This is a genomic window from Paenibacillus daejeonensis DSM 15491, from assembly GCF_000378385.1.
Taxonomy (GTDB): Bacteria; Bacillota; Bacilli; order Paenibacillales; family Paenibacillaceae; genus Paenibacillus_D; species Paenibacillus_D daejeonensis.
On sequence record NZ_KB899686.1, the window covers coordinates 21,178 to 34,419 of the forward strand.

Genomic DNA, 13,242 nt, shown 5'->3' on the forward strand with positions numbered 1-13,242 from the left:
ACGAATCACTCCTTCCGGGCAAAGTAAAAACGGGGGTTTCCCCCCGATTCGTCAAGCCGGTTTTAACGGAATGGTGCAGCTATGGCATTTGCAATGTCACGAACAACCATTCCCACATCATGGGTAAACTCTTCGACAGGACCGCCATTCATCGCGTTGCCATGCAGCGTCTGAATTCTGCCATGCAGGTCCTTATCGGAAGTAACATGCACTTTATAGCTTGCGTGCTCCTTCTGAATCATCCGCTTCACTTCTTGCTCCTTGGCGCGGACGGTCTGCTGGTCGTTGCCCTCGACGTCCAAGCCAACAACGATATCCTTGTTATGGACAACTGCCGTTGCTCTGGTTACGCCAGGAACTTTACGAGCTACCGCTGCTGCGTGCTCTGCTTTTTTCATATCGGTTTTTGCACTTTCGCCCATCTCACGAACTTTGTCCGTAGGCTGTATTCCCATGTCCCGTCCAACATCACGGCCCATCTCTCGCATGTCTTCCGTTGCGCGTCTGCCTTGCTGTTGGACCGTATTGCCAGGTGTGTTGGTATTGTTAGGGTTCTCCGTCGTATTTTGTTGCGTACATCCAGGCAGGACAAGCGCTGCGGCCAAGGTCAGGCTCGCTACCGTCCAAGTCAAGCGATGGTTCATCATACAATCACCCTCCTTTATGTGGTAAAGGTAGGTTGTGCAGATGAGTTAGGGAATATACGCCGAGACTATTCCGTCAAGTAGGTATACTCGGGAAAGGCAGCAGCCTGCCCCCAGCGCCGTCCCTGCTCGTCAATCAGGTTCCACACCGTAGCCTGTTGAATGTAAAAGCGCCGCCCGCTCTTGGCAATCCGAATGCCCGTATAATCGTCCACGAAACCGCGGGTATGTACCTGCTGAAGAAACTGCTCGCGTGCCTCTCTCTCCAAGGGCTCAGCGGTCAGACGAGAGGGTGTACTGGTGAAGCTCTCCCATGACATCTCCCACAGCTCCAAGGCTCTCGGATTGCCATAGTTTAGGACGGGGTCGGGTGCAGTATCGTGAGATAAAACGACCAGGTGTGTCCGTTCAAGCGCCTCTGCCGCATTCTGGTCTGGAGCTAGCGATAACAATGGTTTGCCAATAAGCCGATCATAACTGTCCAGCAGCAGGCGGGCATGCCTCTCTCTTGTACCGATGCCGCGTATCTCTTCCAAGAACATTGAATGTCTCCTCCCCATACCTAACTTCATTAGGAAAGGGCCTGATAGGATATCTAGCCCCACGTCACACTCTATAATAATAGCACCAAAGAAGAGGCGATTGAATTAAGGTAGCAAAATTGAATTTATGAACATGCCATCATTTAATGTGGTTTGACCGCATACAAAATGAACTGGCTTTCGCTTCTAAGACTTCGTGGCAAGCGTTACAGCCGCGCTCGAGCCCAATTGGACCGCTAAGTGCTGCTCACGAGAGCGTCGATTCATTAGCTGACCCCAAGGGAGAATGTGCTAACGGCCACCAGAGCGCTTAATCGTAAAGAAAATGGACGTTTAAAAAGCTAACGGCCACAGACGCACTTATTTGCTCTAAAACTAGACATTTTGGCTGAAAACGCGTGAATAACGGCTTTCCTGTCCGTTAGAATTGCAAATGGCATGTTTAAGGCCTAATAGGTGCTGTGGTGTCCGTTACAGCAAAACATGAATCCTGAGTGATGCGCGATAACCGATACAGTATTAATCGACACTCTCCTCACAAGCGTTAGAGCCATCCCCAAGCTGCCAGGTAACTCATGAATAGATACAACGAGATGTCCTTCCGTTATGTTTCTGATATTCCATTAATACCTATTTTCACAACAAAAAATCCCCTGCAGCGCAAGGGATTAAATTTAATTAAGTGGAGCGGGTGATGGGAATCGAACCCACGCCATCAGCTTGGAAGGCTGAAATCTAGCTGTATCTACAACTGTCAGAACCATTAAAATGCTTAGTAAATTAACAAAAATGATTCCCTTTACAATCCTATGTTGTCTAACTAAGTCTGAGCAAAAAAAAAAATCTGCCCCATCACTGCCCCATTAACTTTCATTCTTTTCTAAGCCCTGGCTCTCGCTAGGGTTTAGATTTTTTTACCAAACTTATTTCAACAACATGGCCATTTTTCTATCAAGGAGCATAATTGTTTCAGCTTCTCCACGGTCATTAAATGTAGCCGAGAATTGATGCGTTTGTTCATCCATAATCGTCTCTCCAGACGTTCTATCTAAAAATTTATTTTCTTGAATATCATAGACATATTCAAGATTTTTCTCACTTTCATTCCAAGGATGCTTTTTTCCGTACAAATCGATGATTTCACTTTTCTTATCCCATACCTCGCTTCCTCTTGCCGTTCTATAAACTCCTTTAGAATCTGCCGTCATTCGTATCAGTGCTACTATATCATCGCGATACTTGATATCTAGTCCTGATTCGTATTCTATTGAACCTATTATAGTTGCCTCTCCCGGTCCAGCGATCTCTTCCGCTTCCAACCGATCCATTCCATAGCAAATTTTTTCCTCTTCATTCGACAACTTGACAACGCACATGTCAGCAGCCGAAAATTTGTCGGGAGCAAAATCTCCGCCCCCGCTTGAGCATGCACTGAGCGAAACGGAAGCCGCCAGAAGCAACATTATTTTCTTCATTGTATTACCTCCGATAATTAATGGATACATTTTATCATCATTATCGGTTGGAATGGGAAAATAATGTAATCCCATGACAACAAAAGCCCCGGCAGCAGCCGGGGCTCATCGATATTTATTTCGTCAATTATTGGGGCAAGGCTCAAAAGCATAGATAACTCTGGCTACCCCGGCGTCCCGATCCCACTCTATGTAGTCGGACTGCTGCAGCTCAGCCAGTGCATCCATGATCGTCTCCATATCCCGCTGGGACATTCGCAACAGTTCCAGGTAATCCATTTTAGCTGGATCATGTCGGTTGCTGTTAAATAGGACCCGCAGTAGTTTGCGAGCGTTGTCGCTCAGCATGGCTCCACTGACTCGATGTCCGCCATCCCGATCCAGTAACCTGCAACAAGGATACGCTGCCGCTGGACGTGGATCCGCTCGACATGACCCGTTACTAACTGCTGCTCATACGGATGGTAGACTCTAACCTTTACTGCCGTCTTGTGCTCCTGGGACTCCAGCAAGCGCTGCTGGATCTGCTCAATCTCTTGCTCATCCAGTTCAATACGATTACGCCGCTTTAACTGACGCCGCTGCTCCTGGTGCTTGGATCGATGCTCCGGCAGTATCATCCGGCTCGACTCCCAAAGACCATTCCCCTCAAGCTTCTTTACCATGAGTCTTCCCCTTTCTCCTAGCAGACAGGACATTGGCCACAATCAGCACCCGCTGCGCACCAGCCTTGTGGCAGTACACCCTTGCCCGCCCATCCCTCACACTCCGTATCTCAACCACTCGCTGACTAAGCTGGCCATGCCGATCCAAGTATATAATCTCCGCTGTCTCGCCTGCCCATTTCTCGATCACGACCAGCCCTCCCGAACGTTTGTTTCTATAATTTTAACCGAACGCTCGTTCGTAAATCAAGAAGAAAAAAGAGCCATCCGGATTATTCCGTTGGCTCCTTAATATGCTCAATAACCTCCGACACCTGGCAATCAAGAGTGTTGCAAATGTCGTCGATAATCTTTAACGCCACATATTCATCCTTCCCCATTTTCGCCAGGGTAGATGTCGAGATCTCTGCTTGTATCCTAAACTCCGTCTTTGTCATCCCTTTATTCACCAACTGCCGCCACAAAGGTTTATATGTTATAGCCATCTTAACACCCTTCCTCCCAATCAATATATTTGTATTCTAGGATATTATATAAGAGAAGTCAAATAAAATGTTTGACTTTATGTTTGACATCGCTTATAATATATTTAGGAAGTCAAACAAGAACAACTTCCGGAGAGGGTGAAAGAGAATGGACAAACTGACAAGCCGAGCATTTGAAAAAATGCAAAAAAGAGAACACCTCCTACGGAGCATGCGCGAACAGATGGCACTGGGGCGCATGAAACGGGAAGTGTTCCGGTCAAAAAGCTTGGAAGTCATCGAGAGATACCAACTCACCGATGACGAACAACGGGCTTACGACAGACACGCCGAAATGACGCGTCAACGTAAGCAGTCCTAGTAAAACGGAGGGAGTTAGCGCTCCCTCCTCCATCCTAACACAAAATGGAGGATACAGACAAATGTCAGAACAACAATTTGGATATAAGCTGTCGATGACCGAGGACATGCGCTCTGCTTTGATGCGAGCGGTTGTACACCGGCAGGAACGGGTCGAAGAGATGCTGAAGATCGTCTCCTCCGATCAATGGCGAAAGTCACTGGAAGATGAGCGCGCGGGTCTGGAAAAGTCGCTTGAACTGCTTCTCCGGGCCGATCTCGTAAAAATCTAAACAAGGGCCTCCGGGCCCTCCCCTTGGAGGGATGAATATGAACATCGGTGACATCATGACACCGGAGGAAGTAGAGGGCTGGATTAACGTTATGCCACCCGCAACTCAACAAGCCGACCTTGTGCAGCTAGGTGAGCCCTACACCCACAGGCCGGATGCTGAAGGGCACTGGCGGGCGACCTACCCAACGGCCGTAAAGGTAGCCGGTGAATGGCGATACATGGGCAATTGCTTTAGGGGCCAAACGATCTGCAAATAATACTGGGGCTTCTGGCCCCTCCTGGAGGGATAGAAACGATGGAGGTATTAACTTATTACTTATCTGTGGCATCTATAATTATCAGTTGTATCGCCTTGGGACGGACAATTCCACGAAAAAAATAGCCGGCGGGCTTACGCAGGGAGGGAATGGGATGGTAGTGCGCACGAATGAGAACGGATTTAGAGAAGTTGAATTGGATGCAGCAAGCGGCGGAAGGATCGTCATCGCAGACTACGGTAAAGAATACGTAACCGACATCGGGTCGGTATCCAGTGTCAACGTCCACGGGCTAGGCGGAGCCGAATGGATACGGAGCGTGGAAGATATCGAACGCCACGTTAAGGACATCGAAAACACACGCTGGCTGTCAGACGAGGAAAAGCGCTCCTGTATCGACTTCCTGCGAAGTATCGCTGAATAAATAACACGGCCCTTCGGGGCCTTAATGGAGGGATGGACATGAACATCGAAGCAATCCAGCAGGCAATCAGCCGCGACCTGACGGCCGCTGAGCGCCGAACCATCGAGTGGCTAGCCGGGTGGGAAAACGAGACGCAAAAGAATGTCATGACGCTGATCCTAGCGGCCAACTGGCAAGGCAAGACGGTGAGCCAATGAAAGGTCTGCGACACTTGGATTACGCTGTCTACGGTGATAAGCTGCTGGTCCCGATGATTCTGCTCACTTCCGACGGCTGGGATCAGCTTATTGATGATGAGTTGGCCGGGCGGTGCCGACTTGTTGAAAAGCCACGAAAACGCAAATAGCCGACCTTAGCGGGTCGGTTTTTTGTTAGGATAGAATCAGTTGGGTTTGCTAAAAATACACGAAACTACAAAGCAAGGGGGTAATAAAATGTTAATTAAATTGTGTCTTATCATGACGATCGTTTTTTCTGGGCAGTTCACTCCTGCAATTAAAGCCGACCAAAGCCCAATCGATGACGGTCACCCAATATTAGGACCCGTGAAAAGTTTTGAAGACAAATTTTCAAAAAAAGTTTTGTTGCCGAAGTACATTCCATTTAAAGGCGAAAGTTTGAGAGCTTCATATAGTGAAGACCAAGAAAATGTTACAGTGACGTACTATAACACACACACATATCAGATGATGAACGTAATGGTTTATCCTGCTAAAAAAGAAATGAGATTGTCACAATCCGGTGATTACAAAGAAATTAAATTAGCTAGTGGTGAAACGGCTTTTTACTTAAGCAGCTCCCACATGGTTGCAAATATGATACAGTTCGTGAAAAAAGATTTGGAGTATATTATCGGAGTTTCTAAGCCCGTTGACTTGGAAATGTTAAAAAGAGTAGCGGATTCCCTAGTATATAACAAAAAAGCCCCCACCGACGAAAGTCAGTGAGGGCAACAAACAAATATTTATTAATCAAGGTTCCCCTTTTATCTTTTGATGAATAGAATGATATATCACCTCTCATCCATCACAGCCCCCTTACCATAAAATGAGGGGGCATTTTTATGCAACAAATATAGATGCCGTCTTCGTCTCCCCGTCCCAGGCTGCGGTACCGCCCAGGACGTCGGCGACTGCCCGCAGGGCTACATAAGTCACACCGTCGATAAGCTGGCCGTAGACCGGCTTTCCGTTGATGCTGGCCGTCTTGGTGACGTTGTTCCAGCCTACGACTGCCCCGGCCGCCTCACCAGCTGACCGCAGCGGAGCAAAGGCGCGGTTGTCGATCAGCAGACCATTGGCCACCGGCTTTTCGTTGACCAGGACGCGAGCTGCTGGATACTGCGGCGCGATTGTTGCAGGTGCGGCGACATCAGCACGAAACTTGCTCATGCTGATAACCGGGCAGGCTTTCCAGCTGTATCCGGGATACTCGCTGTGCCCTTTGACCTCTTTTGCCGACGGGATCTGCGACTGCAGGTACCACACGAGATTGATTGCGGCCTGATACTGCGCTGCTGTCGGCTTTTGTGTCCTGAAGTCGCCGACCAAGCAGATCCCAAGCGCGTGCTTGTTGCTGTTGCCCACGTGAGCACCGACTTGCGTCCAGTCCAGGCACTGATAGACGGTACCATCCTGCCCAATTACGTACGTATATCCGATGGCTGCCCAGTTGTTGGTGAACACATGATAATTAGCAAAGGCCAACGGGGAACCAGATAGCGTCAACGAATTGTGAATGGCCAGGGATCGGATGGCCGACAACAAACGCTGAGCATAACGCTTGGTCTTGTGTACCGGCAGTTTGCCACGCAGGTCAACGATCCCCTTCATTCGACTGCACTCCTCTCGCTCCCTGCTTCACCAGCTCATAGCCGTAGACCGCCACGGCCCCGCACAGGAAGCCCTGCAGGTAAGACAAAGTGCTGTTACCCAGCAGCATGACAGCTAACAAAATGGCGATACCAGTCACAATGTAGACGATGCTCCAGTTAGGGACGTGCGGCGTTACCTTAAGCATCCCGCCGAGGATCCAGCACACCACTAATACAATGCCGAGCTGGGGATCCAGCAACTCCTCGATAACTTTCCATTCCACTCTAATCACTCCTACCTTATAAAGTTGACCCCGAAGACGTAGGCTACAATAATGAAAATTGTCCCGCCAAGGACGTATTGCAGGAAGGTCATCCATGATTTCAGCGTGGTCTGACGCTCCTCCGAACTGTCCTGCTGGGCAGATTTGATCAAGTCCGCATTGTCACGCTGCATCTGCTGCATCCAGCTGAACAGCTTGCTCTCTAGTTTGTCGATTTTTTCGCCCAGGCGGTCATACTGTTGCTGCAGGCTCCTGGAAAGCTCCTTCAACTCTCGGAGCTCCTCAGCGTGCCTGGCACTATTTTTTTCTAGCAAATCAATCCGCGCTTGGACGGCCAATGCCTCGGTTGAAGCTTTGAGCATCTCTGCTTGATATTGCTGCAGTTGCATCTCCATTGCCTGGATCCGCTCTGCTGTCTCCTGACTGATCAAATTCACACCCTCACCGCCCTCCATGAGTTCCCCCTTACCAAATTAAAAGACCCCGCGAATGCGAGGTCCTGTTATTTCTGCTTCTTGTTCTCAGGTATCTTAACTGAATTTGCTATGGTTCAGGATTCTTGTTCTATTCTATAGTTCTGCTATTTCCAAGCGGTTGTTCCTGCCCTGAATGTTAGCAACCATGGTGCAAGCTTTCGGTGACCTTAGAAGAATTCTCCGGCCGCCTAATGGGTTAGTTGAAACTATCCTCGAAAAGAAAAGTACATAAGTACGCATACCATCATATGGAACCACAAAATTAACTAATTTCGGCATTGCACTTATTCCACCCTCAAACCCAGAATCCAATTCTATTGTGATAGTATCGTTCACCGCCCACGTGCCATTAAGCGTCACATATCCTGAAATCATGTATCGTCCGGCCCTCGGTATGTTAAAACCATTGGTGCTCATAAATGCTGCTGAATCACCGTGTACAGTGGGCGTACCGAACATACCGGTTAAGATATTATATAAGACATTTGCGCCTATCGCTCTATCTTCGTCACCTTCTTGCAAAATGACAATTGAGAATTTTGGAGCAGGGGGAGGGATTGCCGCCACTGCACTTTGCACGAATGCAGTGGTCGCCAATCTTGTGCTATTCGTTCCGGCTACTGGTGTCGGTCCCGTTGGATTACCAGTAAATGTTGGGGATGCCAAACGGGCAAATGAAGACGCATGTACACCATCCAGCATGTCGGCGTTCAAACTGGGAATTACAGTTGTAGAGTCAACTGAAAAAGGTGGTGTGCCGCTAGGTTGACTAAATGTTGTACTCACAAATGTCGGACTTGCCGTTGTTCTTAAATCCTGATCAACATTGATTGCTCCTGCATTCCAAGCCGCCTTCTCTGCGTCGGATACAAAACGGTTGTTGGCGTCCTGCGTGATGATCGAGGCCGGATGGGTGGCGGGATGGACATAGTTGTTCGCACCCGCAGCGACGCCATCAAGCTTGACCTTGTCCCCTGCACTCATCAACCCATTCCCATTCGTTGTTACCACCGACGTGCCCGCCTTAGCGTTCCACGTCGTCTTTTCATTGTCGCTGACAAAACGATGACTCGGATTTTGCACTACTCGTGTTGAGTCGACAGACGGGTTCCCATTGACAATACTCGTCCCCGAGGGCATAACTTGTCCAGTGCCAAGTTTGAGGGCGAAAGTATCGGCGTTGATTGCAGCTATCAAAATCATATTAGGGGTAATCATCCCCGCAGTAAGTGCCGCATAATCTGCAATCATGAGCGTAGCTGTTATGGATCCAGGAGTATGGACAGCATACAGCGTGTGCCAATCTGTCGGGTTAAGCGGAATGCCCAAGTCAGCAACTACTGTAACAGATGCAGAGCTTCCGATACCCGGTATGACAGTCCCAGCCGGGGGAAGTTCTATATTAAGATAACCTGCAGGGTTGATTGCCTTGTCCATAGGAAGCACAATAAATCTAGCTGACCAAGTAAAGTGCAAATTGTTCCATAGGATGGATCCCCCGCCAGCTAGAATGTATTGTGCTTGGATATAGTCCCCGATCTGATTAACTGTTGTTGACACCGCATCCACGTCCTGCTTACGGGCGACGTGGCTGTTTGCTGTGGGCGCGCTCACGTTGGTCTGACCGTTAGCGTCGCGCTGCATGAGCGAGTTGGCCGTGCTGGAGCTGGTGGACTTGTCTAGCTTGTCTTTGTCTGCTGCAGACAAAAACCCTGCTACCGAAGCCGTCGCGGCAGCATGTGCCGGCCCGCCAGCTCCGACGTGTGTAAGAGGAGCTTGCTGGACGTTGTCGACATTGCCCAGGCCAACGTCAGCCTTGACCAGCGCGACCGCCCCCGTCTTGCCGGCGACGCTGGTTACAGTGTTGACCTGGGCGCCGGTAGCGATGCCGCCCAACTTAGTCTTCTCGGCTGTCGTATAGTCCTCAGTGGACAGTTTCTTACCAGCCACCTTATCGACCTTGGTCTCCATACCTTGCTGGAAATCCCTCAGAGACACAAAGGCAAGTGACTCATCGATCACGGCGTTTACAGTTGTCGCATTGCCGATGATGACAATCATATCAAGCTGCTGCTCGATGATCTCCGATCCGCCCCCTGCAGGGATGTATTCAGCTCCTGCGCCAACGTTTCCATAGCAATAGAGTATCTCACCGATGTCCGGATCCTGCGCGAACAAGCCCCACTCCCTAAAATAAAAACCCGTAGTCACGCCGGTATTAGTAAACGGCGCGCCGATCGTGTGGCGTCCCGTGCTGGAGGGCTGCGACTTATTGAGTGTCAGCCACATGACCGGTTGGATCAGATTGGTCATATCTGCAATCTGCTGACCGCTCATTTGACCGCTACCAATCCGGAAGCGGGTGAAAACGAGCTGCGCCCCCGCCTGCGCCTTGGCCTGCAGCGCGCGTCCTCGGTTGGTTATCTGGATATTCGTAAAATTAGCCATGCTTATACCACCTGCCTTGCTGTTAAATGTTTGCCGATGTGAGCTGCGATCCCGAACCGCAGATTCATGAAACCTTCGGTTGTGATTTCGATCGCTTCAAGCCAGCTCCGTTCATTTTTAACGGAGTTGATTGCGGCCAGAAATTGCGCTGCTCGATCGGCATTTGCCGATGGGTCGCTTGTACGCACTCGGAAGTAGCCCGGCTCCCCACCGTATTCATACCACTCCACCACCGTTCCGCTACCGAAGATCGTGGAGATGAGCTCATTGACGGCCGATGGCGTCCCTTTGCGCTTATGCCAGCGCAGGCTAAACCGGACGAGGTCCTGCTTTTGCTCGAGCGGCAGCTCCGGATCGTAGAAATCCACGTGCAGTTGCCAAGCCAACTCATCAATCAAGCTCTCATCGAGCTGATCAATGTTGGCCAGGAGCGTCAGCCTTGGAGTCAATGCGGTAATCTGTTCTAGCTCACTATCCAGCGCCTCCGCTGCAGCACGCACGTTGGGATCTGAGCGGAGGTTAGGCGGGATGAGATCAATCAGTCGTATTTGCTCCACATTAATCATCCTCTAGCCCTCCATACGTCACGGTGATGCCGCCAGCGATGGCGACGTCTGTCTCATCCACGGCGGTAAAGACGGGGGACGCAATCTCCACCCGGAGCGCACCGGCATTCATAACCCGGCGGCTCAACTCACTCGGGTTGATGTCTCGCCCGATCCGCGACTTTTGCCACAGCACATAATCAGTAACTGCCTGCTGCACTGTTGCCTGGATGGCCACGGATGATGTTGCGTTGCCCTCCGCGATCCAATACGTCAGGTTGATTTCATACGTGATTTCGTCCGGAGCCAGGACCGTCACCTTATCCGTGAGCGGGCGAATGCGCTGGTCATTGACCACCTCATCAACGGCAGACAGGATATCAGGTGTCGGCAACTCTCCTCCGGACATAAGTACGCGGATCTCCACCTCCACCGGCGCGGGAGAATAGACCAGGACGTCAGCAATACCCGGGCTGGCCGTACGCGCCCAATACTCGTAGGCACCGCGAGGGCCAGCGACGGAAAACCGCTCCGGCGACGTATAAATACGCTCACGATAGGGGTCGTCCGCCTCGACGTCAGTCCCTCCCGCGCTCTCCGTCACGTTGGCCACGCTGGCCACGTAGGGGAGCGGGTCAACCAAGATATTGATCTGGCCCGGTACATACCCGTTCCCAATCTCACCGGCCTCCAGGCATATGGAGGTGACCTGTATCGACAAGATGCCCGGCGGGATCTCCACGGGCTCCATCGTAGCAAAATAAAGTTCTCCCCCTGGGCTCGTCCGGGTCCCCTGCGGGATAATCGCCGTTTGCAGGAGAGGCGCAGAAAGATCGAATTGCATCGTCGTCCGGGCAGCACCCTCTGGCAGCCGCACCGTCTCCACCAGCGCTCCCAGGTGATCGAGCATGGGGCCGCGCGCGTACCGCAGCAGGTTTTGCTTGGCTGAGTCGTTGATCAGCACACGCTGCTGGATAATGACGTTGGCCATTGCCATCAAAAACAACCGCACCGGGTCGCCAGGAAACAAGCGCCGCCCGCTCATCGCCTCGTAAACCGTGATAATGTGGTTCCGGATCTCCTCCGGATCAGTCCCAACAAACTGAATGTCGGGCAGATTAAAAAGATTGCTCATAGAACCACTCCTTCTCCCAGGCGGATCCTGACCTGCGGGATCAGCCGACCCTCCAGGCCAATATGCGTATAGGTGATCTCCAGCACCTCAACCCGCGGCTCTAGGAGCTGTAACGCATCCACGACCTCGGCCGTCATGCGAGCCTGGGCGATCTCCATCGGCGCATCAAGACCGGTCTGAGAAAGCCCGAAGCCACGATCCAGCGGCACGGTCCCCTGCACCGTAGATATGATCGTCCGGACGTTCTGCAGGACGGCTTCCAGACCCGCTGCTCCAAAATTAACTGCTGCCGGGGCGCCCGTCACCACATGTTCCATTACCATCACCTGCCTTATACATATTCTTTAAGCGTCACATCGACGGCCGCGACAAGCAGCGTCCCCTTGCCGTCAAATTTCTGCCACTCTTGGCCAACCGTCTCGATGTACCACTTGCCCGCACCCATCGGTACGCCTCCGATGATCAGCTTCTCTGTCCGGCCTGTCCGGCAATACTCCGTCAGTTTGGAAAGCTCATTCCGGGGTTTTACGCCCATGGAAACGTCAAAGCGCATCCCAAACGTGATCTCGTCCTGTCCGGGACCGATGTACTGCGGCCGTGGGTACCGGCCGTAAATCTCATGCGTCGCCCAACGGGCAGAGCTGCTGCGGCTGAAGTCGGTAAAGGTCCGGACGGTTTTGTCCGACACGGTAAAAATGAGCGGGCCAAACGATCCAATCATGTGCCTCCCACCCGTCCAAGGCAGTATCCTGTCTCCAGGCCCGAGCTGAGAAATACGCAAAGCACCGTCTCCCCTACTGCAGGCAGTTGGACCTCCATCCTGACAGCAACTGGCGAATCCGTAATCACTCGTACCGGCGGATAGATGATCTGCAGCCAGTCAGTGACGAGATCCTCCTGGTCCTCAATGACAACCTTGACGGCCTGCCTCTCCTCACTCCTGGTCGAGACAGTCCCCACTCGTATTTGATTACGCATCAGTAACCCAACACCTTTCTGAGCTCAATTTGCGTCCGATACCCGCTGCCGTCGACCGTGTGCGTGGCCACCTCGATAAAATACTTGTCGTCGAATTGTCCAAAGCCCTGCAACTGTACCGTGCAGCCCTGCGCCAAGGCATAATCGCCGATCATCTCCAATCTGGCAATTTGGGCCTGCTTGTTCCGCTGGCGCAGCTCATTGCGGGCCTTCCGGATACCTTCAGCCACCGACTTGATCCGCTCGTTCAGCTTGAGCGTGGGTCCAGATGCTCCCGGGATTCGATAGCTTCCCTTGATCGTCGTCTTTTTCCCTTTATCTCCGGTATCTATATAGGCAATCTCGCAAGCGGCGTAAGACGCTCCGATGGTTTGATACTCAAAGCTATAGGAGAGCACAGGGCTCTCCGTTCGCTTGATGGTCCGGACGGGTTTCAT

Annotated in this window: 23 protein-coding genes and 1 pseudogene; 7 read left to right on the top strand and 17 right to left on the bottom strand. The window is 51.4% G+C overall.

The genetic code is table 11. The features are described from left to right. Positions 1–62 precede the first annotated feature (62 nt). The 7 genes from F556_RS0132330 to F556_RS0132365 all read right to left on the bottom strand — a co-directional run bounded on the left by F556_RS0132330 (position 63) and on the right by F556_RS0132365 (position 3,811). A complete protein-coding gene (locus F556_RS0132330; protein ID WP_020621155.1) occupies positions 63–647 on the bottom strand; it encodes a YhcN/YlaJ family sporulation lipoprotein in 585 nt (194 codons plus the stop codon). A gap of 65 nt (positions 648–712) precedes the next feature. Further along, entirely contained in the window at positions 713–1,186 is a 474-nt protein-coding gene (locus F556_RS0132335) for an MEKHLA domain-containing protein (RefSeq protein ID WP_020621156.1), read from the bottom strand. 923 nt (positions 1,187–2,109) lie between these two features. Beyond that, positions 2,110–2,736, bottom strand: a complete 627-nt coding sequence (locus tag F556_RS0132345) for a hypothetical protein (protein ID WP_157273047.1) — start codon at positions 2,734–2,736, stop codon at positions 2,110–2,112. A gap of 48 nt (positions 2,737–2,784) precedes the next feature. Next, positions 2,785–3,009 (bottom strand): hypothetical protein, encoded by a 225-nt coding sequence (locus tag F556_RS0132350; protein ID WP_020621158.1) that lies wholly within the window; start codon positions 3,007–3,009, stop codon positions 2,785–2,787. Next, positions 3,003–3,326 (bottom strand): YolD-like family protein, encoded by a 324-nt coding sequence (locus tag F556_RS0132355; RefSeq protein ID WP_020621159.1) that lies wholly within the window; start codon positions 3,324–3,326, stop codon positions 3,003–3,005. Before F556_RS0132355 ends, F556_RS0132350 begins: the two co-directional genes overlap by 7 nt. Next, positions 3,310–3,516, bottom strand: coding sequence for a hypothetical protein (locus F556_RS0132360; RefSeq protein WP_020621160.1), 207 nt, complete (start codon positions 3,514–3,516; stop codon positions 3,310–3,312). The genes F556_RS0132355 and F556_RS0132360 overlap by 17 nt, the downstream gene beginning before the upstream one ends. 82 nt (positions 3,517–3,598) lie before the next feature. Next, the gene (locus F556_RS0132365; RefSeq protein WP_020621161.1) at positions 3,599–3,811 is read right to left on the bottom strand and encodes a helix-turn-helix domain-containing protein; all 213 of its coding nucleotides are present in this window, start codon (positions 3,809–3,811) and stop codon (positions 3,599–3,601) included. A 148-nt stretch (positions 3,812–3,959) separates the two neighbouring features. Between F556_RS0132365 and F556_RS0132370 the strand changes: the two genes are divergently transcribed. From F556_RS0132370 to F556_RS0132400, 7 genes are all read left to right on the top strand, one after another. Continuing rightward, on the top strand, positions 3,960–4,172 hold the full coding sequence (locus tag F556_RS0132370; protein ID WP_020621162.1) for a hypothetical protein: 213 nt from the start codon (positions 3,960–3,962) through the stop codon (positions 4,170–4,172). 61 nt (positions 4,173–4,233) lie between these two features. Next, positions 4,234–4,443, top strand: a complete 210-nt coding sequence (locus tag F556_RS0132375) for a hypothetical protein (protein ID WP_020621163.1) — start codon at positions 4,234–4,236, stop codon at positions 4,441–4,443. A gap of 37 nt (positions 4,444–4,480) precedes the next feature. After that, positions 4,481–4,702: a hypothetical protein gene (locus tag F556_RS0132380; protein ID WP_020621164.1), complete on the top strand. Its 222-nt coding sequence runs from the start codon at positions 4,481–4,483 to the stop codon at positions 4,700–4,702. Between the two features lie 154 nt (positions 4,703–4,856). Then, positions 4,857–5,126, top strand: coding sequence for a hypothetical protein (locus tag F556_RS0132385; RefSeq protein ID WP_020621165.1), 270 nt, complete (start codon positions 4,857–4,859; stop codon positions 5,124–5,126). Positions 5,127–5,164: 38 nt separating this feature from the next. Continuing rightward, the gene (locus F556_RS38480) at positions 5,165–5,323 is read left to right on the top strand and encodes a hypothetical protein (RefSeq protein WP_020621166.1); all 159 of its coding nucleotides are present in this window, start codon (positions 5,165–5,167) and stop codon (positions 5,321–5,323) included. Further along, positions 5,320–5,472: a hypothetical protein gene (locus F556_RS38225; RefSeq protein WP_020621167.1), complete on the top strand. Its 153-nt coding sequence runs from the start codon at positions 5,320–5,322 to the stop codon at positions 5,470–5,472. The genes F556_RS38480 and F556_RS38225 overlap by 4 nt, the downstream gene beginning before the upstream one ends. Positions 5,473–5,560: 88 nt before the next feature. After that, positions 5,561–6,073, top strand: a complete 513-nt coding sequence (locus F556_RS0132400; RefSeq protein WP_020621168.1) for a hypothetical protein — start codon at positions 5,561–5,563, stop codon at positions 6,071–6,073. Between the two features lie 114 nt (positions 6,074–6,187). Here F556_RS0132400 and F556_RS0132405 read toward each other — a convergent pair whose 3' ends face one another. The 10 genes and pseudogenes from F556_RS0132405 to F556_RS38485 all read right to left on the bottom strand — a co-directional run. Further along, complete coding sequence (locus F556_RS0132405) at positions 6,188–6,958, bottom strand: N-acetylmuramoyl-L-alanine amidase (protein ID WP_020621169.1); 771 nt, start codon at positions 6,956–6,958, stop codon at positions 6,188–6,190. Further along, complete coding sequence (locus tag F556_RS0132410; RefSeq protein WP_020621170.1) at positions 6,942–7,223, bottom strand: phage holin family protein; 282 nt, start codon at positions 7,221–7,223, stop codon at positions 6,942–6,944. Before F556_RS0132410 ends, F556_RS0132405 begins: the two co-directional genes overlap by 17 nt. An 11-nt stretch (positions 7,224–7,234) precedes the next feature. After that, on the bottom strand, positions 7,235–7,678 hold the full coding sequence (locus F556_RS0132415; protein WP_020621171.1) for a hypothetical protein: 444 nt from the start codon (positions 7,676–7,678) through the stop codon (positions 7,235–7,237). A gap of 114 nt (positions 7,679–7,792) precedes the next feature. Continuing rightward, complete coding sequence (locus F556_RS36840; protein WP_020621172.1) at positions 7,793–10,147, bottom strand: phage tail-collar fiber domain-containing protein; 2,355 nt, start codon at positions 10,145–10,147, stop codon at positions 7,793–7,795. 2 nt (positions 10,148–10,149) lie between these two features. Continuing rightward, on the bottom strand, positions 10,150–10,713 hold the full coding sequence (locus tag F556_RS0132425; protein WP_020621173.1) for a phage tail protein I: 564 nt from the start codon (positions 10,711–10,713) through the stop codon (positions 10,150–10,152). Next, the gene (locus F556_RS0132430) at positions 10,706–11,827 is read right to left on the bottom strand and encodes a baseplate assembly protein (RefSeq protein ID WP_020621174.1); all 1,122 of its coding nucleotides are present in this window, start codon (positions 11,825–11,827) and stop codon (positions 10,706–10,708) included. Before F556_RS0132430 ends, F556_RS0132425 begins: the two co-directional genes overlap by 8 nt. Then, positions 11,824–12,144 carry a GPW/gp25 family protein gene (locus F556_RS0132435; RefSeq protein ID WP_020621175.1) on the bottom strand — a complete coding sequence of 107 codons (321 nt, stop codon included), beginning with the start codon at positions 12,142–12,144 and terminating at the stop codon, positions 11,824–11,826. Before F556_RS0132435 ends, F556_RS0132430 begins: the two co-directional genes overlap by 4 nt. Positions 12,145–12,158: 14 nt before the next feature. After that, positions 12,159–12,548 carry a phage tail protein gene (locus F556_RS0132440; protein WP_020621176.1) on the bottom strand — a complete coding sequence of 130 codons (390 nt, stop codon included), beginning with the start codon at positions 12,546–12,548 and terminating at the stop codon, positions 12,159–12,161. Beyond that, on the bottom strand, positions 12,545–12,805 hold the full coding sequence (locus F556_RS35895) for a hypothetical protein (protein WP_020621177.1): 261 nt from the start codon (positions 12,803–12,805) through the stop codon (positions 12,545–12,547). The genes F556_RS0132440 and F556_RS35895 overlap by 4 nt, the downstream gene beginning before the upstream one ends. Further along, positions 12,805–13,242: pseudogene (locus tag F556_RS38485) on the bottom strand (phage late control D family protein); the annotation flags it as partial. The gene F556_RS35895 and the pseudogene F556_RS38485, both read right to left, overlap by 1 nt.

Excerpts from the sequence above, each read along its gene's own strand:
- F556_RS0132415 (WP_020621171.1), bottom strand. The coding sequence starts at position 7,678 with ATGGAGGGCGGTGAGGGTGTGAATTTGATCAGTCAGGAGACAGCAGAG.
- F556_RS0132430 (WP_020621174.1), bottom strand. The coding sequence starts at position 11,827 with ATGAGCAATCTTTTTAATCTGCCCGACATTCAGTTTGTTGGGACTGAT.
- F556_RS36840 (WP_020621172.1), bottom strand. The coding sequence starts at position 10,147 with ATGGCTAATTTTACGAATATCCAGATAACCAACCGAGGACGCGCGCTG.
- F556_RS0132435 (WP_020621175.1), bottom strand. The coding sequence starts at position 12,144 with ATGGAACATGTGGTGACGGGCGCCCCGGCAGCAGTTAATTTTGGAGCA.
- F556_RS0132335 (WP_020621156.1), bottom strand. The coding sequence starts at position 1,186 with ATGTTCTTGGAAGAGATACGCGGCATCGGTACAAGAGAGAGGCATGCC.
- F556_RS0132385 (WP_020621165.1), top strand. The coding sequence starts at position 4,857 with ATGGTAGTGCGCACGAATGAGAACGGATTTAGAGAAGTTGAATTGGAT.
- F556_RS0132375 (WP_020621163.1), top strand. The coding sequence starts at position 4,234 with ATGTCAGAACAACAATTTGGATATAAGCTGTCGATGACCGAGGACATG.
- F556_RS0132370 (WP_020621162.1), top strand. The coding sequence starts at position 3,960 with ATGGACAAACTGACAAGCCGAGCATTTGAAAAAATGCAAAAAAGAGAA.
- F556_RS0132350 (WP_020621158.1), bottom strand. The coding sequence starts at position 3,009 with ATGCTGAGCGACAACGCTCGCAAACTACTGCGGGTCCTATTTAACAGC.
- F556_RS0132345 (WP_157273047.1), bottom strand. The coding sequence starts at position 2,736 with ATGGGATTACATTATTTTCCCATTCCAACCGATAATGATGATAAAATG.
- F556_RS35895 (WP_020621177.1), bottom strand. The coding sequence starts at position 12,805 with ATGCGTAATCAAATACGAGTGGGGACTGTCTCGACCAGGAGTGAGGAG.
- F556_RS38480 (WP_020621166.1), top strand. The coding sequence starts at position 5,165 with ATGAACATCGAAGCAATCCAGCAGGCAATCAGCCGCGACCTGACGGCC.
- F556_RS0132405 (WP_020621169.1), bottom strand. The coding sequence starts at position 6,958 with ATGAAGGGGATCGTTGACCTGCGTGGCAAACTGCCGGTACACAAGACC.
- F556_RS0132400 (WP_020621168.1), top strand. The coding sequence starts at position 5,561 with ATGTTAATTAAATTGTGTCTTATCATGACGATCGTTTTTTCTGGGCAG.
- F556_RS0132355 (WP_020621159.1), bottom strand. The coding sequence starts at position 3,326 with ATGGTAAAGAAGCTTGAGGGGAATGGTCTTTGGGAGTCGAGCCGGATG.
- F556_RS0132330 (WP_020621155.1), bottom strand. The coding sequence starts at position 647 with ATGATGAACCATCGCTTGACTTGGACGGTAGCGAGCCTGACCTTGGCC.
- F556_RS0132440 (WP_020621176.1), bottom strand. The coding sequence starts at position 12,548 with ATGATTGGATCGTTTGGCCCGCTCATTTTTACCGTGTCGGACAAAACC.
- F556_RS0132365 (WP_020621161.1), bottom strand. The coding sequence starts at position 3,811 with ATGGCTATAACATATAAACCTTTGTGGCGGCAGTTGGTGAATAAAGGG.
- F556_RS38225 (WP_020621167.1), top strand. The coding sequence starts at position 5,320 with ATGAAAGGTCTGCGACACTTGGATTACGCTGTCTACGGTGATAAGCTG.
- F556_RS0132425 (WP_020621173.1), bottom strand. The coding sequence starts at position 10,713 with ATGATTAATGTGGAGCAAATACGACTGATTGATCTCATCCCGCCTAAC.
- F556_RS0132380 (WP_020621164.1), top strand. The coding sequence starts at position 4,481 with ATGAACATCGGTGACATCATGACACCGGAGGAAGTAGAGGGCTGGATT.